27 protein-coding genes are annotated in these 26,487 nt (G+C 71.8%); 14 read left to right on the top strand and 13 right to left on the bottom strand.

Going from position 1 to position 26,487, the window contains the following annotated elements; all coding sequences use genetic code 11:
• The first annotated feature begins 29 nt into the window (after positions 1-29).
• Positions 30-1,496, top strand: a complete 1,467-nt coding sequence (gene glpK / locus ASD35_RS00175) for a glycerol kinase GlpK (protein ID WP_082579780.1) — start codon at positions 30-32, stop codon at positions 1,494-1,496.
• Between the two features lie 6 nt (positions 1,497-1,502).
• Here the strand turns inward: glpK and ASD35_RS00180 are convergent, their stop codons facing one another.
• Both ASD35_RS00180 and ASD35_RS00185 read right to left on the bottom strand, forming a co-directional pair.
• On the bottom strand, positions 1,503-1,820 hold the full coding sequence (locus tag ASD35_RS00180; protein WP_056872889.1) for a DUF805 domain-containing protein: 318 nt from the start codon (positions 1,818-1,820) through the stop codon (positions 1,503-1,505).
• Positions 1,821-1,885: 65 nt separating this feature from the next.
• Positions 1,886-2,464, bottom strand: coding sequence for a TMEM165/GDT1 family protein (locus tag ASD35_RS00185; RefSeq protein WP_056872890.1), 579 nt, complete (start codon positions 2,462-2,464; stop codon positions 1,886-1,888).
• A 107-nt stretch (positions 2,465-2,571) separates the two neighbouring features.
• Here ASD35_RS00185 and ASD35_RS00190 point away from each other — a divergent pair, with 107 nt between their 5' ends.
• Positions 2,572-3,711 (top strand): SGNH/GDSL hydrolase family protein, encoded by a 1,140-nt coding sequence (locus ASD35_RS00190; protein ID WP_056872891.1) that lies wholly within the window; start codon positions 2,572-2,574, stop codon positions 3,709-3,711.
• A gap of 110 nt (positions 3,712-3,821) precedes the next feature.
• On the opposite strand, the gene ASD35_RS00195 is transcribed toward ASD35_RS00190, so the two are convergent.
• Entirely contained in the window at positions 3,822-4,484 is a 663-nt protein-coding gene (locus ASD35_RS00195; RefSeq protein ID WP_157275284.1) for a hypothetical protein, read from the bottom strand.
• A gap of 215 nt (positions 4,485-4,699) precedes the next feature.
• Between ASD35_RS00195 and ASD35_RS00200 the strand changes: the two genes are divergently transcribed.
• From ASD35_RS00200 to ASD35_RS00210, 3 genes are all read left to right on the top strand, one after another.
• Entirely contained in the window at positions 4,700-5,095 is a 396-nt protein-coding gene (locus ASD35_RS00200; RefSeq protein WP_056873384.1) for a VOC family protein, read from the top strand.
• Positions 5,092-5,352, top strand: coding sequence for a TfoX/Sxy family DNA transformation protein (locus ASD35_RS00205; RefSeq protein ID WP_162254400.1), 261 nt, complete (start codon positions 5,092-5,094; stop codon positions 5,350-5,352). Before ASD35_RS00200 ends, ASD35_RS00205 begins: the two co-directional genes overlap by 4 nt.
• Before the next feature lie 94 nt (positions 5,353-5,446).
• The gene (locus ASD35_RS00210; protein ID WP_056872894.1) at positions 5,447-6,127 is read left to right on the top strand and encodes a YafY family protein; all 681 of its coding nucleotides are present in this window, start codon (positions 5,447-5,449) and stop codon (positions 6,125-6,127) included.
• Positions 6,128-6,287: 160 nt separating this feature from the next.
• Here the strand turns inward: ASD35_RS00210 and ASD35_RS00215 are convergent, their stop codons facing one another.
• From ASD35_RS00215 to ASD35_RS26280, 5 genes are all read right to left on the bottom strand, one after another.
• The gene (locus ASD35_RS00215) at positions 6,288-6,620 is read right to left on the bottom strand and encodes a four-helix bundle copper-binding protein (protein ID WP_056872895.1); all 333 of its coding nucleotides are present in this window, start codon (positions 6,618-6,620) and stop codon (positions 6,288-6,290) included.
• Between the two features lie 55 nt (positions 6,621-6,675).
• Complete coding sequence (locus tag ASD35_RS00220; RefSeq protein WP_056872896.1) at positions 6,676-7,251, bottom strand: glutaredoxin family protein; 576 nt, start codon at positions 7,249-7,251, stop codon at positions 6,676-6,678.
• Positions 7,252-7,291: 40 nt separating this feature from the next.
• Positions 7,292-7,681, bottom strand: a complete 390-nt coding sequence (locus tag ASD35_RS00225; protein WP_056872897.1) for a DUF488 domain-containing protein — start codon at positions 7,679-7,681, stop codon at positions 7,292-7,294.
• Between the two features lie 163 nt (positions 7,682-7,844).
• Positions 7,845-10,646 carry an ATP-binding protein gene (locus ASD35_RS00230; protein WP_056872898.1) on the bottom strand — a complete coding sequence of 934 codons (2,802 nt, stop codon included), beginning with the start codon at positions 10,644-10,646 and terminating at the stop codon, positions 7,845-7,847.
• Positions 10,627-12,603 carry a ferritin-like domain-containing protein gene (locus ASD35_RS26280; RefSeq protein ID WP_082579783.1) on the bottom strand — a complete coding sequence of 659 codons (1,977 nt, stop codon included), beginning with the start codon at positions 12,601-12,603 and terminating at the stop codon, positions 10,627-10,629. Before ASD35_RS26280 ends, ASD35_RS00230 begins: the two co-directional genes overlap by 20 nt.
• A 110-nt stretch (positions 12,604-12,713) precedes the next feature.
• Here ASD35_RS26280 and ASD35_RS00240 point away from each other — a divergent pair, with 110 nt between their 5' ends.
• Positions 12,714-14,945 (top strand): cation-translocating P-type ATPase, encoded by a 2,232-nt coding sequence (locus ASD35_RS00240; RefSeq protein ID WP_056872899.1) that lies wholly within the window; start codon positions 12,714-12,716, stop codon positions 14,943-14,945.
• Positions 14,942-15,406 (top strand): Cd(II)/Pb(II)-responsive transcriptional regulator, encoded by a 465-nt coding sequence (gene cadR / locus ASD35_RS00245; RefSeq protein ID WP_056872900.1) that lies wholly within the window; start codon positions 14,942-14,944, stop codon positions 15,404-15,406. The genes ASD35_RS00240 and cadR overlap by 4 nt, the downstream gene beginning before the upstream one ends.
• Before the next feature lie 13 nt (positions 15,407-15,419).
• Here the strand turns inward: cadR and ASD35_RS00250 are convergent, their stop codons facing one another.
• The 3 genes from ASD35_RS00250 to ASD35_RS00260 form a co-directional block, all read right to left on the bottom strand.
• A complete protein-coding gene (locus tag ASD35_RS00250; RefSeq protein ID WP_056872901.1) occupies positions 15,420-16,502 on the bottom strand; it encodes an acyltransferase in 1,083 nt (360 codons plus the stop codon).
• Between the two features lie 194 nt (positions 16,503-16,696).
• Positions 16,697-17,239 carry a CoxG family protein gene (locus ASD35_RS00255; RefSeq protein ID WP_056872902.1) on the bottom strand — a complete coding sequence of 181 codons (543 nt, stop codon included), beginning with the start codon at positions 17,237-17,239 and terminating at the stop codon, positions 16,697-16,699.
• A 120-nt stretch (positions 17,240-17,359) separates the two neighbouring features.
• Positions 17,360-17,683, bottom strand: coding sequence for a BON domain-containing protein (locus ASD35_RS00260; protein WP_056872903.1), 324 nt, complete (start codon positions 17,681-17,683; stop codon positions 17,360-17,362).
• A 240-nt stretch (positions 17,684-17,923) separates the two neighbouring features.
• Here ASD35_RS00260 and ASD35_RS00265 point away from each other — a divergent pair, with 240 nt between their 5' ends.
• The 4 genes from ASD35_RS00265 to ASD35_RS00280 all read left to right on the top strand — a co-directional run bounded on the left by ASD35_RS00265 (position 17,924) and on the right by ASD35_RS00280 (position 20,687).
• Positions 17,924-18,811: a hypothetical protein gene (locus ASD35_RS00265; protein WP_056872904.1), complete on the top strand. Its 888-nt coding sequence runs from the start codon at positions 17,924-17,926 to the stop codon at positions 18,809-18,811.
• Between the two features lie 41 nt (positions 18,812-18,852).
• Positions 18,853-19,071, top strand: a complete 219-nt coding sequence (locus ASD35_RS00270) for a hypothetical protein (RefSeq protein ID WP_056872905.1) — start codon at positions 18,853-18,855, stop codon at positions 19,069-19,071.
• A gap of 5 nt (positions 19,072-19,076) precedes the next feature.
• Entirely contained in the window at positions 19,077-19,613 is a 537-nt protein-coding gene (locus tag ASD35_RS00275; protein ID WP_200955996.1) for a DUF924 family protein, read from the top strand.
• A gap of 93 nt (positions 19,614-19,706) precedes the next feature.
• Positions 19,707-20,687, top strand: coding sequence for an XdhC family protein (locus tag ASD35_RS00280; RefSeq protein WP_056872906.1), 981 nt, complete (start codon positions 19,707-19,709; stop codon positions 20,685-20,687).
• A 3-nt stretch (positions 20,688-20,690) separates the two neighbouring features.
• Here ASD35_RS00280 and ASD35_RS00285 read toward each other — a convergent pair whose 3' ends face one another.
• Complete coding sequence (locus tag ASD35_RS00285) at positions 20,691-21,314, bottom strand: DUF6515 family protein (protein ID WP_056872907.1); 624 nt, start codon at positions 21,312-21,314, stop codon at positions 20,691-20,693.
• 114 nt (positions 21,315-21,428) lie between these two features.
• On the opposite strand from ASD35_RS00285, the gene ASD35_RS00290 reads away from it, so the two are divergent.
• Positions 21,429-22,055, top strand: coding sequence for a glutathione S-transferase family protein (locus ASD35_RS00290; protein WP_056872908.1), 627 nt, complete (start codon positions 21,429-21,431; stop codon positions 22,053-22,055).
• A gap of 1 nt (position 22,056) precedes the next feature.
• Here the strand turns inward: ASD35_RS00290 and sppA are convergent, their stop codons facing one another.
• Positions 22,057-23,925, bottom strand: coding sequence for a signal peptide peptidase SppA (gene sppA / locus ASD35_RS00295; RefSeq protein WP_056872909.1), 1,869 nt, complete (start codon positions 23,923-23,925; stop codon positions 22,057-22,059).
• 83 nt (positions 23,926-24,008) lie between these two features.
• On the opposite strand from sppA, the gene ASD35_RS00300 reads away from it, so the two are divergent.
• Both ASD35_RS00300 and ASD35_RS00305 read left to right on the top strand, forming a co-directional pair.
• On the top strand, positions 24,009-25,661 hold the full coding sequence (locus ASD35_RS00300; RefSeq protein ID WP_056872910.1) for an FMN-binding glutamate synthase family protein: 1,653 nt from the start codon (positions 24,009-24,011) through the stop codon (positions 25,659-25,661).
• 171 nt (positions 25,662-25,832) lie between these two features.
• The gene (locus ASD35_RS00305) at positions 25,833-26,480 is read left to right on the top strand and encodes a response regulator transcription factor (protein WP_056872911.1); all 648 of its coding nucleotides are present in this window, start codon (positions 25,833-25,835) and stop codon (positions 26,478-26,480) included.
• Positions 26,481-26,487 lie beyond the last annotated feature (7 nt).

Below are 26,487 nucleotides of genomic sequence, written 5' to 3' on the forward strand. Positions count from 1 at the left end.
CGCGCCTGCACTCACTCCAAGGGATGACTATGGATGCTCTGCTGGCGCTGGACCAAGGCACCTCCAGTTCTCGCGCGATGGTCTTCGGCCGCGACGGCCGCCTGCTGGCCACGGCGCAGCGGGAGCTGACGCAGCATTTCCCGCAGCCCGGCTGGGTCGAGCACGACGTCGAGGAGATCTGGACCGGCCAGCTCGAATGCGCGCGCGAGGCGCTGGCCAAGGCGGGTGTGAAGGTGGCGGCCATCGGCATCACCAACCAGCGTGAGACGACGGTGCTGTGGGACCGGCGCACGGGCCGGCCGCTGCACCGCGCGCTCGTCTGGCAGGACCGCCGCACCGCGCCGCTGTGCGAGCAGATGCGGCGTCAGGGCCTGGAGCCGATGATCCGCGCCCGCACCGGCCTGTTGCTGGACCCTTACTTCTCGGCCACCAAGCTGCGCTGGCTGCTCGACGAGGTGCCTGGCGCGCGCGAACGCGCCGCGCGCGGCGAGCTGGCCTTCGGCACTGTCGACAGCTGGCTGCTGTGGCGGTTGACCGACGGCAAGGTGCATGCGACCGACGCCAGCAATGCGTCCCGCACGCTGCTGTTCGACATCCATCGCGGCGACTGGAGCGACGAGTTGCTGCGTGCCTTCGATGTGCCCCGCAGCCTGCTGCCCGAGGTGCGGCCGTCGGCCGGCGTCTTCGGCCAGGCGGCCGAGTTCGGCGTGCCCATCGCGGGCATCGCGGGCGACCAGCAGGCGGCGTTGTTCGGCCAGGCGGCGCTGCAGCCCGGCCAGGCCAAGAACACCTACGGCACCGGCTGCTTCCTGCTGATGCACACCGGCGCACAGGCGCACATGTCCACGCAGGGCCTGGTGACGACGCGCGCCGCGCAGGTCGATGGCACCGCCCAGTACGCGCTGGAGGGCAGCGTCTTCGTCGGCGGCGCGGTGGTGCAGTGGCTGCGCGACGGGCTCAAGGCCATCGGCGGGAGCGGCGAGGTGCAGGCCCTGGCCGAGAGCGTCACGGATGCCGGCGGCATCATGTTCGTGCCGGCCTTCGCGGGCCTGGGTGCGCCCTACTGGCGGCCGGATGCACGCGGTGCGCTGCTGGGCCTCACGCGCGGCACGACGCAGGCCCACATCGCCCGTGCGGCGCTGGAGAGCATCGCCTTCCAGAGCGCCGCACTGCTGACGGCGATGAACGCGGACCTCGGCGCCGACGCGCGCCTGACCGAGCTGCGCGTGGACGGCGGCGCCAGCGCCAACGACCTGCTGATGCAGTTCCAGGCCGACTTGCTCGGCATCCCGGTGCTGCGGCCCAAGGTCATCGAGACGACGGCGCTGGGCGCGGCGCTGCTGGCCGGCATCGGCGCCGGCATCTACGCGTCGCCCGACGAGGTCGGCGCCCTCTGGCAGCTGGACCGGTCCTTCGAGCCGCGCATGTCGCGCGACGAGGCCGGCGCGCGCCTGGCGCAGTGGGACAAGGCCGTGCGCCAGGTGCTCGCCGACTGACGGCGGTCAGGCGACCAGCGCGTCTTCCTTGCTCTCCTGCGCGAGCAGCACGAGCACGATGATGAAGCCGATGAAGGGCACGAGGTTCAGCAGCAGCCACCAGCCGCTGCGGCCGGTGTCGTGCAGGCGGCGCACGGCGGATGCGAGCGAGGGCAGGAAGGTCGCGAGCACGACCACCCAGTAGGCGACCGTGCTGAGCCGCGACACGACGATGTAGAGCCCGATCAGGAAAAGGGCGAACCACCAGTACTCCGAGCGGCCGGCGCGGCCCGAGAAGTCGGCGTACTTGCTGAAGCAGGTGCGGATGGAATCCTGGAACGTCATGCGATGCCCTCCCTGGGCGTGTCAATGGCGGCGCGATGCTAGCCCGGATATCCCGAGCAGCGCCCTCAGAACCCCAGGCCTTCGCCGGCGCCAGCCAGCGTCGCCACCCCCAGCGCCGCAAAGATGACGGCGGCCACGCGGTGCACCAGCGTGACCGGCAGCTTCTGCGCCAGCTTGCCGCCGACCAGCACGGCCGGCACGTTCGCCAGCATCATGCCGGCCGTCGTGCCGGCGACGACGCCGATGAAGTCGGCCGGGAAGCGCGCCGCCAGCGCGACCGTCGCGATCTGGGTCTTGTCGCCCATCTCGGCCAGGAAGAAGGCGACCAGTGTCGTCACGAACACGCCGTGGCCGGGCTTGGGCGCCTCGTCCTCGTCGAGCTTGTCGGGGATCAGCATCCAGCCCGCCATCGCCAGGAACGACAGCCCGAGGATCCAGCGCAGCGCCACCGGGCCGATGACGCCGGTCAGCCAGCTGCCCAGCGCGCCGGCGGCGGCATGGTTGAGCACGGTCGCCACGAAGATGCCCAGCACGATGGGCCAGGGCCGTTGGAACCGCGCCGCGAGCATGAAGGCGAGGAGCTGGGTCTTGTCGCCGATCTCGGCGAGGGCCACCAGGCCGGTGGCGATCAGGAAAGCTTGCATGACCGGATTGGACCATTGCCTCGACGGCGCCCTCTATGCTGCCGCCCCGCGGGTACTGGCGCGGCGGAATGAACCGGATGACGTTGAAGTTGAAGAGGAAGGGATCGATGCAAAAAGCCATGGTCGGTTGGCGGGCGCGGCTGCGTTGGGCTTTGGTGGCCTGCGTGCTGGCACATGACGCGGCAGCGGTCGCCCAGGAGGTGGTGCGCATGGAGGCCGAGCCGGCGGGGCTGAAGCCGGCCGCGGCCCATGTGCACGGGCGCGCGGTCACCCAGGCCGACGGGACCTGGCTGCGCCAGTGGCCCGGCACGTACTTCGAGACCGCCTTCCAGGGTGACGAGGTGTACTTCCGCGTCGGTACGGGCGAGGTCAGCCTGCGCCTGAGCGTCGACGCCGACGAGGCGGTCGCGCTGGTGAAGCCGGCCCCTGGCCTGTACCGCGTGTCCCGGTTCAAGCGCGGCGGCGAGCACCTGCTTCGCACCACCGTGGCCAGCGAAAGCCAGGGCGGCCCCACCGCGTTCGGCGGCTTCCTGCTGGGGGCCGGCGCCCGGCCGGCCGCGCTGCCGCGCCGCAGCCGGCAGGTCGAGTTCATCGGCGATTCCCACACCGTCGGCTACGGCAACCTGTCGGCCAGACGCGAGTGCACGCAGGCCGAAGTCTGGGCAACCACCGACACGTCGCGAGGCGTCCCGGCCTTGGTGGCTGCGCACTACGGCGCCGACTACCAAGCCAACGCCATCTCCGGCCGCGGCATCGTGCGCAACTTCAACGGCTTTGCCGCGGACACGCTGCCCGAGGCCTACCCCTTCGCCCTCTTCGACAAGAGCGGCAAGGCCAGCGACGCGGCCTGGCGGCCGCAGGTCATCGCCATCAGCCTGGGCACGAACGACTTCGCGACCGCGCTGAACCCCGGCGAGCGCTGGACCACCCGCGAGCAGCTGCGCGAGGCCTACGAGGCCACCTATGTCCGGTTCATCGACGAGCTGCGCCGGCGCCATCCGGGCGCCTACATCGTGCTGTGGATCGCCGCTGCCGACGGTTCGGAACTCCAGAACGAAGTGGCGCGCGTCGCGGAGCTGGCGAAGCGCGCCGGGCAGGCGCGCGTCGGTTTCGTGCCCGTTCCCGGCCTGGGCATGTCCGGCTGCGACTGGCATCCGAGCGTGGCGGACGACCGCCAGATCGCCAACGCGCTGATCCGGCATCTGGATCAGCAGAAGGACCTTTGGCAGTCAGCCCGCGGGAATTGAGAGGGCCGCATGGGTCCCGACGATGTCAGGCCGCCTTCAGGCAACCCTCAACGCCGCGCACGCCGCCTGGCCACGCCGGCGACGACGGCCAGCCCCACCAGGCCGAGCGCCTAGGACGCAGGCTCCGGGACGGGGGCGAGGGTGACGGAATAGCTGGCCGTCACCGTGCCGCCGCCGGCCACCGTGGCGAGCAGCTGCTGGTAGGACAGGTTGGCGAACTGCGTCGTGAGCACGCCGACGTAGGGCGTTGCCTCGCCCTGGGCGCTGACGAAGACGCCCGTGCCGGCGATGGACAGCGTCGACGCGCTGGCAGACAGGTTGACCAGGTTGACCGCCGAGCCGGGGGGCGAGCAGATCTGGCCCGCGGCTGCCGGCGAGAAACACAGCGCCGAGCCGAAGCTCGCGGGCAGCAGCGCAGTGGAATCGAAGTGCACGCCCGGCGCTGCCGCGAAGCTCAGCAGGTTGCTGTTCACCGCGACGCCCGGCGCCACGTCCAGCACCGTGCCCATGGTGCCGACGAGCGACGCGAAGGTGCCCGTGCCGGCCAGCACGAAAAAGCTGCCCGTGCCGCCGCCGGCGGGCGAGAAGTCCAGGCCGGCGCTGCTCAGGTTGAAGACGCCCGCCAGCTGCAGCTCGCCAGTGACAGGCGCGGCTTGCGACCCCGCGGCGGCGAGGCCCAGGGCCAGCGTGGCGGCGGCGCGGGCGCACCAGCGGCCCCGCGGGGCGCGGCGCGGCACGCGGGCGGCAAGGGATCGATCGGCTCGGACTTGCATGGATGTCTCCTGAAAGGGTGCGAGCAGTCCCGGCTCGCTCGGTGGAGCGGCGACTTTAGAGCGGGGCTCGCGCGACGGGTTGCGCCCGTCGCCCCCTAGAAGGCGAGGCGGCGATGAGGAAGGCTTGACTGACGCGGACATCTCCCGCCGCTCCTGACACGGCTTGACAGGCGACCCGGCGCAGCATGCGTGCCTTCAACCCCAAGGAGCGCCTCATGAACTTTGCCTACACCCTCGTCTTCGTGCCCGACGTCAGCGCGTCGCTGGCCTTCTTCGACAAGGCCTTCGGCCTGCCGACCCGCTTCCTGCATGAGAGCGGCGCTTATGGTGAGGTCGAGACCGGTGCCGGCGGCGTCAAGCTCGCCTTCGTCGACCATGCCACCGCGCGCGACAGCGTGCAGCACGACTATGTCGCCGCCGACAGCAGCCCGCGGCCGCTGGGTATGGAGATCGGCTTCACGGTGACCGACGTGCAGGCGGCTTTTGACAAGGCGGTCTCGGCCGGCGCGAAGGCCCTGGCCGCGCCCGTCATCAAGCCCTGGGGCCAGACCGTCGCCTATGTGCGCTGCCCGGACGGCACGCTGGTGGAACTCTGCACAGCGATGTCGTGAGCGCGGGTTGGCAGGGCCTCGGGCCCAGGAGCCGCGAGCAGCTGGCCGCCATCGGCATCGATACGCCGGACCGGCTGCGAAGCTGCGATGCCTTCGACGCCTACGCCCGCATCAAGGCGCGCTGGCCGGGCGCCAGCCGCAACCTCGTCTATGCGCTGCTCGGCGCCCAGGAGGGTCGTGATTGGCGCGACATCGCCCGCGAGCGCCGCACCGAGGTGCTGCTGCGGCTGGACGCGATGGGGCTGGCGCCGCGCTAGCGGCGTCGCACGGACGACCCCAGCGAGGCCGAGGCATGAGGCTCCTCGCACGACTTTCGCAAGGGGCAGGCCCGCTGCCACACAATGCGCGCCCATGCGCCGTGCCGACCGCCTCTTCCAGATCGTCCAGCTCATCCGCGGCCGCCGCCTCACGACGGCCGACTACCTCGCCCAGCGGCTGGAGGTGTCGATGCGCACCGTCTACCGCGACATCGCCGCGCTGGCCCAGCAGGGCGTGCCCATCGAGGGCGAGGCCGGCGTCGGCTACCGCATGCGGGTCGGCTTCGACCTGCCGCCGCTGATGTTCAGCAAGCAGGAGGCGCAAGCCCTGGTCGCGACCGTGCGCATGGCCGAGTCCCGGCTGGACGCGGCGTTAGCGCGGCAGGCCGAGAACGCGCTCTCCAAGATCCTCGCGGTGTTGCCGCTGGACGCCCGTGCGGCCGCCGAAAGCCTGGCGCTGTATGCGCCGCTGCCGGCGCTCGACCCGCAGACCAGCGCCCACCTGACGGCCATGCGGGAGGCGACGGAGGCGCGCCGCAAGCTCAGGGTGGGCTACCTGGACCTGGGCGGTGTGAAGAGCGAGCGCGTCGTGCGGCCGCTGGCCTGCCTGTTCTGGGGCCCGGTCTGGACGCTGTCGGCCTGGTGCGAGCTGCGCAACGACTTCCGCAGCTTCCGCGTCGACCGCGTCGAGACGCTGGAGGCGCTGGAGGAAACCTTCCGCGACGAGCCGGGCAAGACGCTGGCGGACATGAACCGCAAACGCGAGGAGTGTTGACCCCTCGCCCGGTCTCGCGCCGCTGAGCGCGGGCGAGCCCGGTCGGTCCCCCGGGGGGACGGCGACGCATGCGGCATTGAGCCGCCTGCGCCGCCTGCGCGGGCCGGCTTGGGGCGGCCCGGCGCTCGGCCCGAAACGCTGTGTCGGCGGCAGGACGGACTCAAACCGCCGCCATGCGGCGGCATGCCGCCGCGCAGGCCACGCAGGCGGCGGCGCAGGCCCGGCAATGTTCGTGCTCGTGCCGTGCGCATGCCTCGGCGCAGGCGTCGCAGACCAGCGCGCACAGGCCGCAGATCCGCTTGGCGAACTCGCTGCCGCGGGCCATGCTGGACGCGGCCAGCCGGCACAGGGCCGCGCATTCCATGTCCAGGGCGATGCAGTGGGCCATGGGCTTGATGTCGGCCTCCTGCAGGCAGGCGGTGGCGCAGTGGTCGCAGGCATCGGCGCAGGCGTTGCAGGCGGCGATGCAATCGGCGTTGAGGTCTCGGGCCATGAGGGACTCCTTTCAAGGGCCCTTCAGGCCGGCAATCGCGATGCCCAGGCCGGCTTCAGCTGCTCAGCGCCGCCAGCAGCTCGTCGCTGTCGAAGCCCTCTTTCATGTGGTGCTCGCCGCGCGGGCCGCGCACGACCAGGTAGGGCGTGCCGGTGGCCTTCAATGCGTTGAACTCATCAACGCAGCGGGCGTCGCGGCTCATGTTGCATTCGGTGAACGCAAAGCCGTGGTCGGTCAACCAGCCGCGCGCCTGGGTGCAATAGCCGCACTCGGTCGTCGAGTACATGACCACCTGCTCCGCCCGCACGGAACTTGCCAGCTGCCGCACGGCTGTCTCGTCCATCGCGCCGGCCTTTCCGAACAGGTCGCCCGGGCCGCGCTTGTCGAGGTGCGCCTGGTGGCCCCAGTAGACGCCGGCGACGATGGCCAGCACGGTCAGGATGGCGCGCCAGGGCAGGCCGGCCCTGGCCGGTGCGGCGCCATGGCGCGTGCTGCGTGGCGTTGCCGACGTGTCTGCCATTGCATGGGCGTTCGCCTTCGCATAGGCGACGCCGCAGGCGGGGCACTGCCATGCCGGTGCGGGCGTGTCGGCGGGGCGGAGATGGCGGCACTTGGGGCAGACGGTCGTCATGGCGAGGAAGGCTGGCGCGGAGGCGGGATTCTCGGCGAGGTCAATCCTTCAGCACGGCACCCTGGTCGGCCAGCAGCGTGCGCAGGATGGCGCGGTGGCATCTCGCCTCGTCCTCGCAGTAGCAGCCCACCGAGAAGTGGGTCTGCGCCGACAGCGTGGCCAGCAGCGCCAGCGCATGCTGGGCCTCCGGCACCGCCATCTCGGCGCGGTACTTCTTCGTGAAGGCCTTCCATTCGGCGTCCGTCTCGGCCGCCTGGCCCAGCTTCATCGTCTCAAGGCTGGGCGCGAGGTTGGGGAACCAGACGTCGTAGTAGTCGCGCTTGGCGAACTCCGCCTTGGGCACGCCGCGCGGCGGGCGGCGCACGGTGCCGATGCGCGTGCCTTCGTCCTTCGCGCGTGGGCTGCCGAGCTGAACGATGCGGATGGGCATGGTGATCTCCTCAATGACAAGGTTTTCGCGGGCCGAGCGCCGGGCCGCCCCAAGCCGGCCCGCCTTTGGCGAATGCGTGCGGCTCAATGCCGCATGCATCGCCGTCCCCGCGGGACCGACCAAGCGCACCCGCGTTCAGCGGGGTGAGTTTGGGCGAGGGGCTTCACACCCGTCCGAGGACGCGGATGACCTCGGCCTCGGCCACCGGCTTGGCGATGAAGCCGTTCATGCCGGCGGCAAGCGCCGCCTGGCGCTCCTGGTCGAGCACTGCGGCGGTGAAGGCGTGGATGGGCAGCTTGGCCGTCGCCGGGTCGGCGCGCAGCAGCGCGGTGGCTTCCAGGCCGTCGACCTTGGGCATGTGCAGGTCCATCAGCACGCCGTCCAGGCGGTGGCCTTCGGCGCGGGCGATCGCGACGGCCTCCTCGCCATCCTCGGCCTCGATCACCTCCGCACCCAGGCGTTGCAGCAGCGCCGCGATGATGAGGCGGTTGACCGGGTTGTCCTCGGCGACCAGCAGGCGCTGGCCGGCCAGCGGGTGGCGCGGCGGGATCGGGATGCGCCGCCGCGTGGCCGTGTCGTCGATGGTCAGCGCCTTGGGCAGCGCCAGCTCGGCCCAGAAGGTGGAGCCGGTCGCGCCGTCGCTGTCCACGCCGACGGTGCCGTCCATGCGCGCGGCCAGCTCGCGGCAGATGGACAGGCCCAGGCCCGTGCCGCCGAAGCGGCGCGTCGTCGAGTCGTCGGCCTGCGCGAAGGGGTTGAACAGCCGCGCCTGCAGCGCCTTCGGCACGCCGATGCCGCTGTCCTGCACGGCCAGCCGCACGCGCCCCGCGCCGGCCGGCGCGAGGCTCAGGCGGATGTGGCCGCGCTCGGTGAACTTCAGCGCGTTGACCAGGAAGTTGGCGAGGATCTGCCGCACCCGCAACGGGTCGCCGAGGACGAGGCGGGGCACGTCCGGCGCGATGTCGACCTGCATGTCCAGGCCGCGCTCGCGGCCCAGCGCGGCGCAGCCCTCGAAGCTCGCCTGCGCCAGCGCATGCAGGTCGAACTCGATGTGCTCCAGCTCCAGATGACCTGCCTCGATCTTGGACAGGTCCAGCACGTTGGAGACGATCTCGTTGAGCGACTCGGCGGCGCCGACGAGATGGGCGAGGTACTTCTCGCGCTGCGCATCGTCCGGCCCGGCCTGCTGCAGCAGCCGCGCCAGCCCCAGCACGCCGTTCAGCGGCGTGCGGATCTCATGGCTCATCGTCGCCAGGAAGGCGCTCTTGGCGTGGCTGGCGCTCTCGGCCTGCTGCTTGGCCGCCTGCAGCTCGCCCTGCTGGCGGCGGTGCTCGGTGACGTCCTCGGCCACCCACAGCGTCGCCCGGTCGGCGTCGCGCTCGCTGCGGCCGCTCAGCGCCGGCAGCCCGCGGGCATTGAAGCGCACGGTGATGCGCCGGCCGTCGGGGCGGATGAACTCGCGCTCGAAGGCCTGGGCGGCGCTCGCGATCTCCTGTGCCGGCGGCAGGCCGGCGCTGCCGTCGGCCAGCCGGGGATCGGTGCCGCCGAAGATCTGCTGCCAGTGGTGGTTGACACGCTCGAAGTGCTCGCCGCGCGTCAGCGCGATGCCGACGCTGGCGTGCTCCAGGATGGCGTCGGCCTCGATGCGGGCGCGCTCGCGCTCGGTGATGTCGCGCCCGATCAGCATGGTCGCGGGCTCGCCGTCCCAGTCCAGCGACGCGGCCGAGACGAGCAGGTCGCGCCATTCGCCGCGCACGAGGATGGCGGAGCGGAAGTCGCGTGCGATGCCGGTGACGGCCAGCTCGGCGGCGAGGCGCCGGGGCTCGCTGCTGTCGGGCCACAGGCCCAGCTCGCGGCCCGAGCGGCCGATCAGGTCGTCGCGATCGCGGCCGACCAGCGTGCAGAAGCCCGAGTTGACGAAGCGGATGCGGCCATCGTCGATGCGCGCGACGCAGATCGCATCGGGGCTGGCGCGCAGCAGCTTGTCCAGCATGCTGGCGGTGCGCTGGTGCTGCTGCAGCGCCAGGCGCTCGCCGGTGATGTTGTGGCTGACGCCGCGCCAGCCGGTGTGGCGGCCGGCGGCGTCGAAGACCGGCTCGCCGGAGCTCAGCGTCCACAGCAGCCGGCCGTCGGGCGCGCGAAAGCCGTTGATGCGGTCGCGGTAGGCGCGCTTCTCGCGAATGTCCTCCAGCAGGGCCTGGTAGTCGGCATCGCGCACCAGCATCGCGCCGCCTTCCTGGCCCATGCGCAGGTAATCGTCGCGCTTGTGGCCGGACAGCGCCTCGAACTCGTCGGACAGCGACGTGACGTGGAAGTTGGCGTCGGCCTCCCAGGCCCAGTTGTGCGAGGCCTGCACGAGGCGCGCCAGCCGCACCTCCTCGCTGATGGCACGGGCCAGCGCGGCGCCGAGGATGCGGTTGAGCAGCAGCGCCGACGCCAGGCCGCCGACGGCGATCAGCACATGCGCCACGACGCGGTCCTGCAGCTGGGGCAGCACGGGCGCCTTCATGCCCGGCAGCAGGCCCTGCGCTTCCATCGCCCCCAGGCCGGCGATGGCCGCGAGATACAGCACCGCGAGCAGCGCGGCCGCCGCGTTGCCGGCCACGCCGCCGGCCAGCGCGATCAGCAGCGCACCGGCCGCCAGAATCAGCGTGTGCACGCCCAGGCCGATGTAGGCCGCATGCACGACCAGGGCCGCCAGCGTGCCGCCGAGCACCAGCGTCGTCGCCAGCCGCGGGCGGCCGGTACGGCACAGCAGCGCGGCCAGGGCGCCGACGGCGAGCAGCGCGATGCCGATGTTCAGCCGCTGGCTGGCCCACAGCGCGCGCAGGCCCAGCGCGGTCTCGGTGGCGCCGATGGCCGCAGCCACGCCGCCCACGATGACGACGATCCAGACCAGCGTGCGCGCCGCCATGCGGCGCAGCGCCGCGCCGGTGTCGCCGGGGTCAGTCGGCGCTGAAGCCATTGCGGGTGTGGGTGCCGTCACAGAAGGGTTTGGTGGCGCTGCCGCCGCAGCGGCACAGCCGCGCCTGCGAGACGCGGCAGACCATGCGGCCGGTGCCGCTCAGCACCTCGATGGCGCCGCGCAGCTGCAGCGGGCCGTTGGGTTCGGGCTCGATGTCGATGCGGCCGTCGCGCGTGGGCGGCATGTCGGTCGGCAGGCCCAGCATGCCGGTCTCGGGCTCGCCGGTAGCGTCGAAGTGGGCGTCATGGTGGCTGCCGTCGCAGAACGGCTTGTTCCTGCTCGCGCCACAGCGGCATAGCGTCGCCCGCGTGCCCAGCGCCTGGCCGCGCAGCACCAGCGCGCCGCGGATGGCGTAGGGGCCGTGCTCGCGCACCGACAGCAGGTTGACCGGCGGCGGCGCCTCGTCGGCCGCGCCGTCCTTGCGGCGGTACTGGATGGCGCCGGACGGGCAGGCGTGCGCGATGTCGACGAGGCGCTCGACCGGCATCGCGTCCGGGTGCAGCCACGGCCCCTGCACATTGGCCAGGAAGACCTTGGGCGCGCCCGTCACGCAAAAGCGCGCATGGATGCAGCGCTGCGCCTCGAAGCGCAACTCAAGCTTGTCGCCCTGCACGACCTCGATGCCGTCGCTGACCGCGGCGGCTGGTAGCGGTGGCGCGGGCGGCGGCGCCGCGGCCACGGCGGGTGCGCTCACGGGAGCGTCCAGGTCCAGCCCGCGCCCGGCGCGCTCGCGCAGCGTCTGCAGCTGGCGGGCCGCGCGGCCGGTGCGCTCGGCCTGCTCGCCCGCGTGCAGCGCGGCCGCGGCGTCGGCCAGCTCGCCCAGGCGCTCGATGACGAAGCGGCGCGCGGCCGGGCCCGGCGGCATGGCGGCGGCGTCGCGCAGCGTCGTGAAACTCACGCCGGCATGGCAGTCCGGGTTGCTGGGGCCGGCGGGCAGCCGGGCGGCATGCTCGGCCAGCGGCGTGAAGGCGCGCATCAGGCCCAGCGCCAGGTCGACATGCAAGCCCTTCTCGGTCGACGGGCTGGGCAGCAGGTAGCTTTGCGCCAGCAGGCGCAGCATCAGGCCGTAGCTGGCGTTGGCGACGTCCACCGTCGCCGCGGCGGCCGGGTTCTCCAGCCAGACGCGGCCTTCCGGCTTCGGCGGGCGGCGCAGCACGGGGTTGGTGGCTGCCGGCCAGGCGGGCTGGAAGCCGGCGTTGGCGGCGCGCAGCCGGGCCAGCTCCGTGCGGATGGCGGCAAAGCGCTGGTAGTGCGAGCTCTCGCTGTCGCTCGGCGCGCCTTCGCCTTGCCGCACGATGGCGTCGAAGGCGGCCAGCGCCGTCTTGGAGCACAGCACCGGGCGGGCGCCGCCGAGGTTGAGTTCGCTCGGCCCCATCTGCAGGCCGCGTTCGCCGCAGAAGCTGGCGGCCTCGCCATGCGCGGCGACGAAGGCCTGCAGGTCGGCGCTCAGCGTGGTGTAGAAATGGCCCACGGTGTCGTAGTCGCGCGCCATCGGCGTGACGCGCGGCGCGGCCGAGCCGCGGGTGAACAGCCGCTCGGTGGCGAAGCCCTCGCCGTCCGTCTCGGCGCTGCCCTCCGGACGCTCCAGGTAGATGAAGTGCTGCAGCGTCGCGTCGCTGAATGGCGCCAGCTTGACGACGACGCGGGCGGGCAGGTGGCCCGGGTCGAGCGGGAAGTTGCCGCGGCCGAAGCGCGGCGCGCCGCCCAGCGCCGCGGTGATGTTCCACACCGCCACGAGGTGGCCCATCTCCTCGACGGCCACCGCCGTGATCTCGCGCCGCCAGCGCTCCACCGCCGCCGCCTCGTCGGCGCGCAGGCCCTCGGCCTCGCCCTGCTTCAGGCTGAAGGCCGCATAGAGGTAGGTGCACATCAGGTTGTGCTCCAGCTCGGCGGCTTCGTAGAGGTTGTGCAGCAGTTGCTCGCGGCTCGGCGTCACGGCGTTGGGTGGGCTGGTCATGGGGCGCTTCTCGGGAGGCGCGCCACATTAGCACGGGGTCCGGCCGCCCGGCCCCGGTGTTGACGCGGTGCGCTTGACACTGGAGCGGCTACAGGGTTTCCAATGCCTGCATGGCTCATCTCCACGACACCCCGCCGCGCGAGGCTGCCTGCTCCGGCAGCGTTTGCGGCAGCTGCGCCGGCGCCGAGGCGCCGGCCGCCGCCACGCCGCCGGCCGGCGGCCACACCTACCGCATCGCCACGATGGACTGCGCCGCCGAGGAGGCCGAGATCCGCCGCGCGCTGGAGCCCATCGGCGGCATCGCGTCGCTGGGTTTCCAGCTCGGCGCACGGCGGCTGACCATCGCGGCGCCGGACGCGGTGCTGCCGCAGGCGCTCGACGCGATCCGCAAGGCCGGCTTCAAGCCCGAGCCCGTGGAGGCCACGACCGCGGCGGCGCCGCATCTGCACGAGCACGAGCACGGCATTGGCGCCGGTGCGGGCCGCCTGGGCCTGGCGCTGCTGCTCGCGATCGCCGCCGAGGCGGTCGAGTTCCTGCTGCCCGGTGGGCGCGGCAGCCAGGCGCTGGGCATGGTGCTGGCCGTCGCCGCCATTGGCCTGGCCGGCGTCGAAACCTACACCAAGGGCCTGGCGGCGCTGCGCCATGCGCGGCTCAACATCAATGCGCTGATGACGGTGGCCGTGACCGGCGCCTTCCTCATCGGCCAGTGGCCGGAAGCGGCCATGGTGATGGCGCTTTATGCGATTGCCGAGCTGATCGAGGCGCGCTCGGTCGACCGGGCGCGCAACGCGATCAAGGGCCTGATGGCGCTGGCGCCGGAAGAGGCCATCGTGCAGCAGCCCGACGGCAGCTGGGCGCCGCAGCCCGCCGCGGCCGTCGCGGCCGGCGCCGTCGTGCGCATCCGCCCTGGCGAGCGCGTGCCGCTGGACGGCACCGTCACGCGCGGCAGCAGCGCGGTCGACCAGGCACCGGTGACCGGCGAGAGCATCCCGGTCGAGAAGGCGATGGGCGACACGGTGTTCGCCGGCACCATCAACGCGACCGGCGAGCTGGAGTTCCGCGTCACCGCCGTGGCCGCGAACACGACGCTGGCGCGCATCATCCATGCGGTCGAGCAGGCGCAAGGCTCGCGCGCGCCGACGCAGCGCTTCGTCGACCGCTTCGCGGCCGTCTACACGCCGGCGGTCTTCGTGCTGGCCGTGGCGGTGGCCGTGCTGCTGCCCTTGCTGTCGGACGCGACCTGGCTGCAAGGCCTCTACAAGGCGCTGGTGCTGCTCGTCATCGCCTGCCCCTGCGCGCTGGTGATCGCCACGCCCGTCAGCGTCGTCAGCGCGCTGGCCGCGGCCGCCCGGCGCGGCATCCTGATCAAGGGCGGCACCTACCTGGAAGACGCCCGCAGGCTGAAGGCGCTGGCCCTCGACAAGACCGGCACCATCACCGAAGGCAAGCCACGCCTTGTCGACCAGCAGGTGCTGCGCGGCGAGTCCGCCGCGGCCCAACGCCTGGCCGCCAGCCTCGCCGGCCGCTCCGACCATCCGGTTTCCCGGGCCATCGCCGCGGGGCTGGACGCCGCGCCCGCCGAGGTCGATCAGTTCACGGCGCTGGCCGGACGCGGCGTGCAGGGCGTGGTGGGCGGCGAGACCTTTGTGCTGGGCAACCAGCGCCTCATCGAGGAACGTGGCCAGGGCAGTGCCGCGCTGCAGGCCGCGCTGGACCGCCACGAGGCGCAGGGCCGCACCGTCACATTGCTGGCGGACGCGCAAGGCGCCATCGCGCTGTTCGCCGTCGCCGACACCCTCAAGCCCTCGTCGCGGGAGGCCGTCGCGGAGCTGGTGGCGCTGGGCGTCACGCCCGTCATGCTGACCGGCGACAACGCCGCCACGGCGCAGAGCATCGCCGCGCAGGCGGGCATCGGCGAGGTGCGCGCCCAACTGCTGCCCGAGGACAAGCTCGAGGCGGTGCAGGCGCTGCAGCAGCGCTTCGGCCCCACCGGCATGACCGGCGACGGCATCAACGACGCGCCCGCGCTGGCCCGCGCCGACATCGGCTTCGCGATGGGCGGCGCCGGCACGGACACGGCGATGGAGGCGGCCGACGTGGTCATCATGAACGACGACCTGCGGCGCATCCCGATGGTGATCCGGCTGTCCCGCCGCACCCACGCCGTGCTGTGGCAGAACATCGCGTTCGCGCTGGCCGTGAAGGCGGTGTTCTTCGTGCTCGCGGTGTTCGGGGCCGCGACGATGTGGATGGCGGTCTTCGCCGACATGGGCGCCAGCCTGCTGGTCGTGGCCAACGGCCTGCGCCTGCTCAACGCCGACTTCGGCAAGGCCCGGCCATGAAGATCGGCGAGCTGGCCAGCGCCACCGAGACGGCGATCGACACCATCCGCTTCTACGAGCGCGAGGGCCTGCTGCCGCCGCCGGCGCGCTCGGCGGGCAACTTCCGGCTCTACGAAGGGCAGCACCTGGAGCGGCTGCAGTTCATCCGCTTCTGCCGCAGCTTGGACATGTCGCTCGACGAGGTGCGCGTGCTGCTGCGGTTCAAGGACCGGCCGGCCGAGGACTGCGGCGACGTGAACGCGCTGCTCGACGAGCACATCGGGCATGTGGCCCGGCGCATCAAGGAGCTGCGCTCGCTGGAGCGCCAGCTCAAGGAACTGCGCCAGCGCTGCGGCGCCGCACGGCCCGCGGACCAGTGCGGCATCCTGTCCGGACTTTCTGAAGCCGCCCAGTCCGCCACGGCCGCGCCGGCAGCGCGTGGGCATCTGAAGCCTGTCCACGGCCCGCGGCGCGAGCCCTGAAGGAACGTCGGGGTCAGGCGGTGCGCGGCCGCGGCAGCCAGGCCAGCGGGTCGAAGCGCGAAGCCGGGGCCTCCACCCAGCGGTGGAAGGGCAGGGCCAGCCAGTTCGCCAGCGCCCAGGTCACGACGAGCAGCAGCAGGCCCATCTCGGGCGTCGCATCCGCCGCGTTGGCCAGCAGCGCATTCGTCAGCAGCAGCACCGGGAAGTGCAGCAGGAACAGCGCATAGGACGGCGTGGCCCACGCGGCCAGCGTGGGATTCCAGGACGCCGGCAGCGCCGAGCGGCCCTGCGCCCGGCGCGCCTCGGCCCAGGCCAGCCACAGCGCGGTGGCCAGGGCCAGCGCCAGGCGGTCGCGCCACGCGAACATCAAGGCCATGCAGATGGCCGCGGCCAGCAGCACCAGCCCGGCACGGCCATGGCGCCACAGCGTCAGCCAGTGCACCAGCGCGCCCAGGCCATAGGCGGCGAAGAAGTACGGCGCCCAGGCGTCCAGCGCCGGGTCGAGGTTGAAGACGAAGGCCGAGGCCAGCGCGACGCCGGCCACCAGCAGCGGGCCGACGACGAGGCGGCCGGGATGCCGCCAGCCGCGCCGCGCCAGCCACAGCAGGCCCACGAGCAGCGCGAACAGCTGCAGGTCGATGGCGACATACCAGGCGCCCACGGTCAGCGCCTCGTAGCCCAGCACGTCGTGCAGCAGCAGCGCATGCGCGAACAGCTGGCCGGCGCTGATGTCGGCCGGCACCAGTTCGGGCCAGGACGAGGCGACGAGGCCGCAGGCGCCCAGCGTCAGCGCCAGCGCGGCGAGAAAGGGCAGCACCAGGCGCAGGTAGCGCCGCCACAGCAGCTGCGGCACGGCGGCCTGCAGTGCGCCGCCGCGCGGCGACAGGCCGCGCGCGCTGAGGTAGCCGGCGACGACGAGGAAGACCTGCACCGCCATGCGGCCGTACTCGTGCATCAGGCCGGCCAGTTGCGGGAGTGCCTCGTGGGCGGCGCGGGAGATCGGGCCGTAGCTGACGAGGTGGTGCAGCACGATGACCTGGGCTGCGACGGCCTTGAGGGCGTCGATGTGCGGCAGGCGACGGGACGGCGTGGACATGTCAGCGCCGCCCTGCCGCCCCGAGCGGGCGAAGTGGACGTAGGGGCAGTTTTTTCATGGCACAAAAAGAACGGGCCTGCGCATGAGCAGGCCCGTTGCTTCGGACACGTGAAATTGTACCGACCGGTTTTGCGCGTGAACCCGCCCGCGTTGCAGGCTGTCACCAAGCGCCGCGCCGATGTTGCAAAGCCGGTTCAGGCGAACAGCCGGCGCAGCCAGCCGCGCAGCCGCTGCAGCCGGTCCGGCGACAACGCAGCGGGTGCCGGCGCGGGTGCTGCCGCAGGGCGCGGATGCAGCTCGGCCAGTGCCGCCTGCAAGCGCGCGAAGAAGTCCTCGGCCAGCTTCTGCGCCACGAGGTCGACGAGGCCAGCGCCGATCTGTGCGAACTTGCCGCCCATGCTGGCCGTCACGTCGTAGCTGAGCTGCGTGCGGTGCGCGGACAGGGGCCGCAGCGCCACCAGTGCCTGACCCTTGCCGTGGCCGGCTGCGCCCCCCGAGCCTTCGAAGCGCAGGCGGTAGCCCTTCGGCGGATCCAGGTCGGCCAGCCGCAGCTTGGCCTTGAACCGCGCCTTCACCGGCCCGATGGACACGGCCATCCGCACGTCGAAGGCATGCCGGCCCGTGGGCGTGATGGCCTCGCAGCCGGGCACGGCGGCCTGCAGGATCGCGGTGTCGTTGAGTGCCGCCCAGGCGTCGGCCTGAGACACGGGCAGGGTCTGCTGGCCGGTGAGGTTCATGCGGCGATTCTGGCGGCGACGCCGTTGGACGGCCCACTTCAGAAGGCGCTGCCCGCGAGGCGGCGGGGCCTGGCGGGCAGCGCGAGCGCATGGCCGGGGGGCGCAATGACTTCGGTGCGATTACTTCGGGCTGATGGTCAGCTGGTTGTCGACCGACTTCACGCCTTCCACCGCCTTGGCGATGCTCTCGGCGCGGTCCTTCTCGGCCTGGCTGGCGACCTTGCCAGTCAGCTGCACCCAGCCGTTCGCGTCGGTGTCGACGTGCACGGTGGCCAGCGACGAGACCTTGCTGGCAGCCAGCTGGGTCTTGATCTTGGTCGTCACCACCGAGTCCTTGACCCAGGTCTTGGTCGTGCCCTCGGGCTTGTTGTCCGCTGCATGGCTGGCCAGCGGGGCCGCCAGGGCGCCGATGACGACGAGGGAAGCAAGTTTCGAGATCTTCATGGCTGGTCCTTTCAACGGAAGCGGTAGCGCCGGATGCGCACCGCCGAAACCGGAATCTATGCAGCCACTGGGACGGGATGCAGCGGACGCCGCGCCGCTGGCCTGTAGGACGGCTTCCAGCCAACGCCGAAAGCGGCCGCCTGCGTCTGCTTACATCTGCCCGGGAAGAAACGCGGTGCAGCCGGCGTTGTCGGGTTGACAGGGTCGCTTCGACCCTCAGCACCGACACGGAGCCCGCTCATGAACAAACCCACTCTCGCCGTTGCCGCCTTGCTGATGGCCGGCCTCGCCCACGCCGAAGACGCCGCACCCAATGCCGACAAGCGCGCCGTCAACGTGGCCGTGCAGCGCGACGGCCAACGCAACCAGAGCGCCGCCGCCGCGCTCAGCCTGCCGGTGGGCCAGCACGCATGGGTGCAGGCCGGCGTGGGCCAGTCGCGCAGCCGCGACGCGGCCAGTGGCAACCGCTACAAGCCCGGGCAGGTTTCGGTCGGCGCGGGCGTGGCGGGCAAGGCCTGGCAGGCGAGCCTGAACGCCAGCCAGCGCCGCGACGGCGATGCGCTGCGCCAGACCGACTGGGCCGCCGCGGCGGACTGGCGGCCGGTGGGCGGCGTCAACGTCGGTGTCGACGCGGTGAAGCGCCATGCCAAGGCACGCGGCACGCTGGCGGCCAGCGGCGCGGGCGTGGCCACGCCGGTCGAGCAGCGCCTTCGCGGCCACGGCGTGGGCGTGCACGGCGCGGTCGCGGTGACGCCGCGCTTGAGCGTCTACGGCGCGACGATGCACAACCGCTACACCACGACCACGCAGACAACCAGCAGCAACGGCGGCTTGCTGGCCGGCGTGCCGCTGCTGCAGCAGAACCGCGTCACGGCCATCAACCGCGACGAGGCCGCGCTGGACCGCAGCCACCAGCTGGGCGCGACCTACCGCGTCAGCGAGCAGGTGGCGCTCAACGGCGAGGTCATGCAGGACCGCCTGCACGACGGCGGCACGTTGCGCAGCGCGCAGGTGAAGGCGGCGATCCATGCCGGCGCGGGCTGGACGCTGACACCGGGCATCGGCCGCAGCCGCGGCCCGCAGGGTGGCGTGAACTACGGGTTGCTGGGGGCGAGTTACGCCTGGTGAGGCCCTAAGCTGCGCCTTCAACTCCATTTGGAAGGCTTGACATGAACTTCACCAAGATCGTCGGCGTGCTGCTCCTTGTCGCCGGCGCCGCCGCCCTGGCCATGGGCAGCTTCAGCTACACCAAGGACAGCACCGTCGTGAAACTGGGCCCGCTGGAGGTGTCGGCCAAGGAGAAGGAGACGGTGAACCTGCCGGTGTGGCTGGGCGTAGGCGCGATTGCGGTGGGCGGCCTGCTGCTGGCCTTCGGGCGCAAAGGCTGAGCGCCATGCCGGGCTCCGTCCTCGCCTTCTGGTTCCAGGAGATCCAGCCCGCCCAGTGGTGGAAGGTCGACCCGGCGTTCGACGCGCTGGTTCGCACCCGCTTCGGCGCGCTGCACGAGCAGGCCAAGCGCTGCGAGCTGTTCGCCTGGCGCGCCACGCCCGAGGGGCGGCTCGCCGAGGTCATCGTGCTGGACCAGTTCGCCCGCAACATCCACCGGGGCACGCCGCTGGCCTTTGCGGCCGACCCGCTGGCGCTGGCGCTGGCGCAGGAGGCGGTCGCCGCCGGCGCCGACCTGCAGCTGCAGTTCGAGCAGCGGCCCTTCCTCTACATGCCCTACATGCACAGCGAATCCGCCGCCATCCACGCCGTGGGCGAGCCGCTCATGAAGGACAGGGCGCCGCAGGGCACGCACGACTTCGAGCTGAGGCACAAGGCCATCGTCGACCGCTTCGGCCGCTACCCGCACCGCAACGCCATCCTCGGCCGCGCCTCCACGGCCGAAGAGCTGGAGTTCCTGAAGCAGCCGGGGTCCAGCTTCTGAGCGGGGCGTCGTCGTCAGGCATTGCCCCCCTGCAGGCGGGCCTTGTGATTGACGGCTACCCTCGCGGAAATTCAAGCTGGGAACACACGGTCCATGGACAACCTCGACCTGAGCGTGCTGCGCACGGCGGCCGGCTGGCGCGCCGAGTCGCGCGGCGTCGTGCTCGGCACGATCACGCGCACCTGGGGCTCCGCGCCGCGGCCGGTGGGGTCGCTGGTGGCGGTGCGCGATGACGGGCTGATTGCGGGCTCGGTGTCGGGCGGCTGCATCGAGGACGACCTCGTCGCCCAACTGCGCGCCGGCAGCCTGGCGATCGACAAGCCGACACCGCTGCGCTACGGCGTTGGCGCCGAGGAGGCCCGCCGCTTCGGCCTGCCCTGCGGCGGCACGCTGGAGCTGATGCTGGAGCCGCTGGGGCCGCAGTCGGGCATCGATGAATTGCTGGCCCGGCTGACGCGCGGCGAGCGGGTGCGCCGCACGCTGGACCTGGCCACCGGCGCCGTCACGCTGGCCGATGCCGAACCTGGCGCCGACATGCTGCGGCTGTCCGACATGCAGCTCATCAGCCACCACGGCCCGCAGTGGCGGCTGCTCGTCATCGGCGCCGGGCAGATGACCGACTACCTCGCGCAGATGGCGCTGGCGCTGGGCTACGGCGTGACCGTGTGCGACCCGCGCTCCGAGTACGCCGACGGCTTCGCGCTCCAAGGCGTCACGCTGACGCGCGACATGCCGGACGACGTCGTGATGGCCTTCAAGCCCGACGGCGCGACGGCCATCGTCGCGCTGACGCACGACCCCAAGCTCGACGACCTCGCGCTGATGGAGGCTTTGCGCGGCGCAGCCTTCTACGTCGGCGCCATCGGCTCGCGCGTCAACCAGGCCAAGCGGCGGGCGCGGCTGGCCGAGCATTTCGGGCTGACCGACGAGCAGCTCGACCGCCTGCACGGCCCCGTGGGCCTGGACATCGGCGCGCGCACGCCGCCGGAGATCGCGCTGAGCATCCTGGCGGAGATGACGGCGGTGCGGTACCGCGCGGCCGGCGCTCGTGCCGAGCCCGGCTGCGCGGTCTGATCCTCACTTCATCGTGTACCCGCGCCCGTCCATGCAGGCGTCCACGGCGCGGTTGAACACACTGCTGTCCGCCTGCGCATTCGGCTGCGTCGTCGCCCAGCGGTTGCAGTCGCGACGGTCGGTTTCCAGCTGCTCGGGCGACTGGCCGTTGCGCGGGTAGATGACCGGGTCGGCCTTCGGCGGCGGGGGCGGCGGGGCCGGCATGACCTGGGCCGTCGCGGCCTCGGGCGGCGGCGCGGTGACGACATAGCCTTCCGGCACCGGCCGGTAGTACACGCCGTTGGCGTAGTAGTACGGCAGCCCACCCAGCGTCAGCGTCACATAGGACGGCGGCAGCAGCGGGATGACGATGCCGACGGACGGCTGCACGACGCGGTAGCTGCCGCCATACGGCCGGTACCAGACGCCGCCGTGGAACCAGTAGCGGCCCGGGCCGGCGCCGACGACGATGGCCCCATGGGGCACGCGCGGCGCCACGTAGCCCGGCGCCGGGTAGTAGTGGTCGTGGTGGTAGCGGTTGTCGAACACCATGCCGATGTTGGCGCGGACGCGCACGTCGGCATGGGCGGGCAGGGTGGCGCACAGCGCGAGCAGGGCCGCAGCGGTGGTATGAAACAAAGTCTTCATGTCTTCGACCAGAAGCCGGGAGGCATTCCCAACGGCGCCAGACTGCGCCGCGTGCACTGCGGCGGCATTGCGCCCACGTAAAGTTCGTTGCTCCGTTGTCGCCGCCGCACGCCCATGATCGAACTGCACTACTACCCCAGCAACGCCAGCTTCGCGCCCCACATCCTGCTTGAGGAAATGGGCATTCCCTACACGCTGCGCCAGGTGGACCGCGCCAACAACGAGCACAAGTCGCCGGCCTACCTGAAGCTCAATCCCAACGGGTTGATCCCGACGCTGGTCGACGGCGACCTGGTGCTGTACGAGACGGCCGCCATCCTGATGCACCTGGCCGACTGCCACCCCGGCTTTGCGCCGGCGCCCGGCACGCCCGAGCGGGCGCAGTACTACAAGTGGATGGTCTGGCTGACGAACACGCTGCAGGCCATGCTGATCCACTACTTCTACCCGGACCGGATGGCGACAAACGCCGACGAGGTGAAGGCGCGCGCCGAGGCGCAGGTCGCGCCGATGCTGGACCAGATGGACGCCGAGCTCGTCCGCCACGGCGGCCCATGGTTCCTGGGCGAGCAGTACACGGCCGTCGACCCGCTGGCCTTCATGCTGTGCCGCTGGACGCGCATGCAGGCCAACCCGGCCAAGACGCGGCCGGCGCTGGGCGCGTATCTGAAGCGGGTCTTCGAGCGCGAGGCGACGCAGCGCGTCGTCGCCAAGGAAAAGCTGCCCGATCCGGTGTACTGAACTACGGCGCGCCGCACAGGCAGTGCACGGCGGCGGCGCGTTCCCAGCGACCCTGCGCCGACTGCTTCGCCAGCTCCCGCAGCGTCGCCAGTTCCTCGACGGCAGGTGCCGGCAGCGCATCCAGGCCCAGCGCCTGCACGAGTGACGGCGCCATCACGTCGGTCAACGACGCCAGCAGCCTTTCGCGGCGGCTCAGGTCGCGCTCCACGTAGGCCAGGCGCGGCTTCTCGCCGGCCTTGACCTCCAGCTTGGCCAGTTGCACTGCCGCCTGCACGGCGTCGTCGAAGCTGCCGATGCGGTCGACCAGGCCGCGCTCCTTGGCCTGCGCGCCGGTCCAGATGCGGCCCTGGGCGACGGCGTCGATCTTGTCCGGCGTGCTCTTGCGCGCCTGCGCGGCCAGTCCCGTGAAGCGGGCATAGACATGGTCGATGCTGGCCTGCACGGTGGCTTGCAGCCGCGGGTCCAGCGGGCGGCGCGCGTCGTAGCCGCCGGCCAGCCAGGTGGTGCGCACGCCGCCGGTGTGCAGCGACAGCTTGTCCATCAGCCCTTCGGCCGTCGGCAGCATGCCGAACACGCCGATGCTGCCGGTCACGGTGCCGGCATCGGCGATGACGGCGTCGCTGCTCATCGAGATCCAGTAGCCGCCCGAGGCCGCCACGTCGCCCATGGAGACGACGACCGGCTTGCCGGCCTGGCGCGTCAGCTCCAGCTCGCGGCGCAGGATCTCGGAGGCGAAGGCGCTGCCGCCGGGCGAGTTCACGCGCAGCACGACGGCCTTGATGGCCTCGTCCTCGCGCGCCTTGCGGATCAGCCGCGCCGTCGAGTCGCCGCCGATGCGGCCCGGGCCGGCCTCGCCGTCGACGATCTCGCCTTCGGCCACGACGATGCCGATGCCCGGCTGCAGCTTCGTCGGCGCACCGGCATCCTTCACGTAGGCCAGGTAGTCGCCCAGGCCCACCTGGCGGAAGCTCTTGCTCTGCTCGTCCTTGGCGCCCTTGCCAATCAGCAGCTCGCGCATCTGGTCGCGCGTCTTCAGGCCGTCGACGAGCTTGGCCTGCAGCGCCAGCTGGGCCGGGTCGCCCTTCACGGCGGCGAGGCGCTGCGGCAGCGCCTCGATGTCCTTGGCGATGCTGCCGGCCTCCAGCTTGCGTGCGGCCTCGATGGCGGCCGTGAAGCCCGTCCACAGCTCGCCATAGACCAGGCCCTCCGACTCCAGCGTCGCGGGGCTCGGGCCGTTGGCGGTGTAGGTCTCGCCAAAGCTCTTGTAGGTACCGGCCTTGATGACGTGGGCCGTCACGCCGATGCGGTCCAGCGCGTCCTTGTAATAGGTGCGCCAGCGGCCGAAGCCCTCCAGCATGGCCATGCCCATCGGGTGCAGGTAGACCTCGTCGGCCTGCGCGGCGATGAAGTAACCGCGCTGGCTGTAGCTGTCGGCATAGGCCAGCACCGGCTTGCCGCTCTTCTTGAAGCGCTGCAGCGCGGCGGCCACCTCGTGCAGGCCGGCCAGGCCCGCGCCGCCCAGCTCGTCGACATCCAGCAGCACGGCGCTGATCTGGTCGTCGCGGGCGGCCTGCTCCAGCGCGGCCAGCACGTCGCGCAGCCGCGTCTGCCTGGGCACGCCCCGGCCCTGGGCCTGGGCCATCAGCTGCTCGCGCGGGCTGCCGGAGAACTGCTCGACGAGGTTGCCGTCGAGCTTGAGCACCAGCGTGGTCTTGTCGGCCAATGGCTTCGGGCCGCGGGTCATCACCGCGGTGACGACGATGACGATCAGCAGCAGCACGAAGAGATTCATCAGCGCGCGGCGCGTGCCGTCGAGCAGCCACCAGGCCTTGGAGAACAGCCAGCCGAGTTTTGAGAACAAAGACTTCATCGACAGAACCTTGAGGGTTGACGCGCGTCGATTGTGCGGGCCAGCGGGCTTAGCATGCGCCGGTCACGGAGGAGAGGACGCTCATGCTTGCTTGGCCGCGCTGGACCCGTCGCATCAACGAGCACTTCCCGCTGCGATACCTGACCTGGCTGCTGTGCGGGCTGCTCGCGCTGTTCTTCGCCATCCGCTGGACGGCGGGCCTCGGCGACGCGGTGCTGATGGTGGTCTTCCTGGCGCTGGCCCTGCTGGGCCTGCGCGACTCGCGCCAGCAGCACCACTCCATCCTGCGCAACTACCCCGTCATCGGGCACCTGCGCTTCCTGCTGGAGTTCATCCGGCCGGAGATCCGCCAGTACTTCGTCGAAGGCGACAACGACGCCGCGCCGTTCTCGCGCGCGCAGCGTTCCATCGTCTACCAGCGCGCCAAGGGCGCCCCCGACCAGCGGCCCTTCGGCACGCAGCTCGACACCGGCGCGCGTGGCTACGAGTGGATCAACCACTCGCTGATGCCCACCCACCTGACCAGCCACGACTTCCGCATCACCATCGGCGCGGGCCGGGCGCAGCCCTATTCGGCCAGCGTCTTCAACATCTCGGCGATGAGCTTCGGCGCGCTGTCGGCCAACGCCATCCTGGCGCTGAACAAGGGCGCCAAGCTGGGCGGTTTCGCGCACGACACCGGCGAGGGCTCGATCAGCGTGCACCACCGCGCCAACGGCGGCGACCTCATCTGGGAGATCGGCTCGGGTTATTTCGGCTGCCGCAACGACGACGGCAGCTTCAGCGTCGAGCGCTTCCAGGCCAACGCGGCCGACCCGCAGGTCAAGATGATCGAGCTCAAGCTCAGCCAGGGCGCCAAGCCCGGCCACGGCGGCGTGCTGCCCGGCCCCAAGGTCACGGCTGAGATCGCCGCCGCGCGCGGCGTGCCGGAGGGTGTGGACTGCATCTCGCCGGCCCGCCACAGCGCCTTCTCGACGCCCGTCGAAATGATGCAGTTCATCCAGCAGCTGCGCGACCTCTCGGGCGGCAAGCCCACCGGCTTCAAGCTCTGCATCGGCCACCCCTGGGAGTGGTTTGCGGTGGCCAAGGCGATGCTGGAGACCGGCATCACGCCGGACTTCATCGTCGTCGACGGCGCCGAGGGTGGCACGGGCGCGGCGCCGCTGGAGTTCACCAACCATGTCGGCGCGCCGGTGCAGGAGGGGTTGCTGCTGGTGCACAACACGCTGGTCGGCTTGGGCCTGCGCGACACGATCAAGCTCGGCTGCGCCGGCAAGATCACCAGCGCCTTCGACATCGTGCGGCTGATGGCGCTGGGCGCGGACTGGTGCAACTCCGCGCGCGGCTTCATGTTCGCGCTCGGCTGCATCCAGGCGCAGGCCTGCCACACAGGCCATTGCCCCACCGGGGTGACGACACAGGATGCGCTGCGCCAGCGCGCCATCAACGTGCCCGACAAGGCCCATCGCGTCGCCAACTTCCACCAGGGCACGCTGAAGGCGCTGAAGGAACTGGTCGAGGCCGCCGGGCTGTGCCACCCGCAGGAGATCACGGCCCAGCACATCGTGCACCGGCTGGACAAGCACGAGGTGCGGCTGCTGGCCAACCTGCTGCCCTTTGTCGAGCCCGGCGCGCTGCTGCGCGGCGAGATGCCGCACAACACCTTCCGGATCTACTGGCCGCTGGCCAGCGCGCACAGCTTCGCGCCCCAGGGCAGCATCGCGCGCTCGCCCTGATCGTGGCGGGCCGAGCGCCGCGCGCACCCAAGCGGCCGGCTTGATGCGCGGCCAAGCGACACCTTGGACGAGGGGCCCGTTTGCACCGCCTGGACGCGGGGGGTGACGGTTTCAAGTTAGGGGGATGCGGGGTCAAAACGCGCACAATCTTGGCGGTTACATCGCCAGCACATGCCCACCGTCTACCTCCTCCGTCTCAGCGAACCCATGCTGCAGCGCACGCGCTCGCAGCTGCTGCAGGCGGCGGGCATCGAACTGGCCGGCAGCGGCAGCCACCTGACGGATGCCCTCGATGAAATCGCCACGCTCGCGCCTGACATCGTCGCCAGCGACCTGCGCCTGGCGGACACCCATGCGATGCGCGTCGCCCACGAACTCGGCCGCCTGCCGGTGCGTCCGCAATTGCTGCTGCTGACGCCGACGGCCGACGACCTGCAGCTTTTCGCCGCCCTCAGCGCCGGCGCCAACGCCTATCACGTCGACAACGGCAGCGGCACTGGCCTCGTCGAGGCCTTGCAGCGTTTGCATGACCGCCGCGCGGCGTTCAGCCCGTTGCTCGCCCGGCAGGCGCTGGCCGCCTTCGGCATCGAGCGCAGCCCCCTGGCCATCGCCAGCCTGGCCCCGGCCGCGCGCGACGCCAGCCCCGCCGGGCGGCAGATCGACCAGGCCAGCCGCCATCTGCTGACGCTGCTGGCGCAGGGCCTGCTGCTGGCCGAGATCGTGACGCTGTGGAAGCTGGACCTGGCGGAGATCGAGCGCCGCATCTGGCGCGTGGTGCGCCTGCTGCACGTGCGCTCGCGCGAACTGCTGATCGCCTGAGAGGCCG

Origin of the sequence: Pelomonas sp. Root1444 (assembly GCF_001426885.1) — a bacterium.
Taxonomy (GTDB): domain Bacteria; phylum Pseudomonadota; class Gammaproteobacteria; order Burkholderiales; family Burkholderiaceae_C; genus Pelomonas.

Bases quoted from the DNA above. Each gene is read 5' to 3' on its own strand.
- ASD35_RS00255 (WP_056872902.1), bottom strand. From the start codon at position 17,239: ATGAACCTCACCGGCCAGCAGACCCTGCCCGTGTCTCAGGCCGACGCC.
- ASD35_RS00195 (WP_157275284.1), bottom strand. From the start codon at position 4,484: ATGCAAGTCCGAGCCGATCGATCCCTTGCCGCCCGCGTGCCGCGCCGC.
- glpK (WP_082579780.1), top strand. From the start codon at position 30: ATGGATGCTCTGCTGGCGCTGGACCAAGGCACCTCCAGTTCTCGCGCG.
- ASD35_RS00290 (WP_056872908.1), top strand. From the start codon at position 21,429: ATGATCGAACTGCACTACTACCCCAGCAACGCCAGCTTCGCGCCCCAC.
- ASD35_RS00220 (WP_056872896.1), bottom strand. From the start codon at position 7,251: ATGACGACCGTCTGCCCCAAGTGCCGCCATCTCCGCCCCGCCGACACG.
- ASD35_RS00200 (WP_056873384.1), top strand. From the start codon at position 4,700: ATGAACTTTGCCTACACCCTCGTCTTCGTGCCCGACGTCAGCGCGTCG.
- ASD35_RS26280 (WP_082579783.1), bottom strand. From the start codon at position 12,603: ATGACCAGCCCACCCAACGCCGTGACGCCGAGCCGCGAGCAACTGCTG.
- ASD35_RS00250 (WP_056872901.1), bottom strand. From the start codon at position 16,502: ATGTCCACGCCGTCCCGTCGCCTGCCGCACATCGACGCCCTCAAGGCC.
- ASD35_RS00190 (WP_056872891.1), top strand. From the start codon at position 2,572: ATGCAAAAAGCCATGGTCGGTTGGCGGGCGCGGCTGCGTTGGGCTTTG.
- ASD35_RS00300 (WP_056872910.1), top strand. From the start codon at position 24,009: ATGCTTGCTTGGCCGCGCTGGACCCGTCGCATCAACGAGCACTTCCCG.
- ASD35_RS00180 (WP_056872889.1), bottom strand. From the start codon at position 1,820: ATGACGTTCCAGGATTCCATCCGCACCTGCTTCAGCAAGTACGCCGAC.
- sppA (WP_056872909.1), bottom strand. From the start codon at position 23,925: ATGAAGTCTTTGTTCTCAAAACTCGGCTGGCTGTTCTCCAAGGCCTGG.
- ASD35_RS00270 (WP_056872905.1), top strand. From the start codon at position 18,853: ATGAACTTCACCAAGATCGTCGGCGTGCTGCTCCTTGTCGCCGGCGCC.
- ASD35_RS00215 (WP_056872895.1), bottom strand. From the start codon at position 6,620: ATGGCCCGAGACCTCAACGCCGATTGCATCGCCGCCTGCAACGCCTGC.
- ASD35_RS00280 (WP_056872906.1), top strand. From the start codon at position 19,707: ATGGACAACCTCGACCTGAGCGTGCTGCGCACGGCGGCCGGCTGGCGC.
- ASD35_RS00225 (WP_056872897.1), bottom strand. From the start codon at position 7,681: ATGCCCATCCGCATCGTTCAGCTCGGCAGCCCACGCGCGAAGGACGAA.
- ASD35_RS00185 (WP_056872890.1), bottom strand. From the start codon at position 2,464: ATGCAAGCTTTCCTGATCGCCACCGGCCTGGTGGCCCTCGCCGAGATC.
- ASD35_RS00265 (WP_056872904.1), top strand. From the start codon at position 17,924: ATGAACAAACCCACTCTCGCCGTTGCCGCCTTGCTGATGGCCGGCCTC.
- ASD35_RS00230 (WP_056872898.1), bottom strand. From the start codon at position 10,646: ATGGCTTCAGCGCCGACTGACCCCGGCGACACCGGCGCGGCGCTGCGC.
- ASD35_RS00260 (WP_056872903.1), bottom strand. From the start codon at position 17,683: ATGAAGATCTCGAAACTTGCTTCCCTCGTCGTCATCGGCGCCCTGGCG.
- ASD35_RS00285 (WP_056872907.1), bottom strand. From the start codon at position 21,314: ATGAAGACTTTGTTTCATACCACCGCTGCGGCCCTGCTCGCGCTGTGC.
- ASD35_RS00305 (WP_056872911.1), top strand. From the start codon at position 25,833: ATGCCCACCGTCTACCTCCTCCGTCTCAGCGAACCCATGCTGCAGCGC.
- ASD35_RS00240 (WP_056872899.1), top strand. From the start codon at position 12,714: ATGGCTCATCTCCACGACACCCCGCCGCGCGAGGCTGCCTGCTCCGGC.
- ASD35_RS00210 (WP_056872894.1), top strand. From the start codon at position 5,447: ATGCGCCGTGCCGACCGCCTCTTCCAGATCGTCCAGCTCATCCGCGGC.
- cadR (WP_056872900.1), top strand. From the start codon at position 14,942: ATGAAGATCGGCGAGCTGGCCAGCGCCACCGAGACGGCGATCGACACC.
- ASD35_RS00275 (WP_200955996.1), top strand. From the start codon at position 19,077: ATGCCGGGCTCCGTCCTCGCCTTCTGGTTCCAGGAGATCCAGCCCGCC.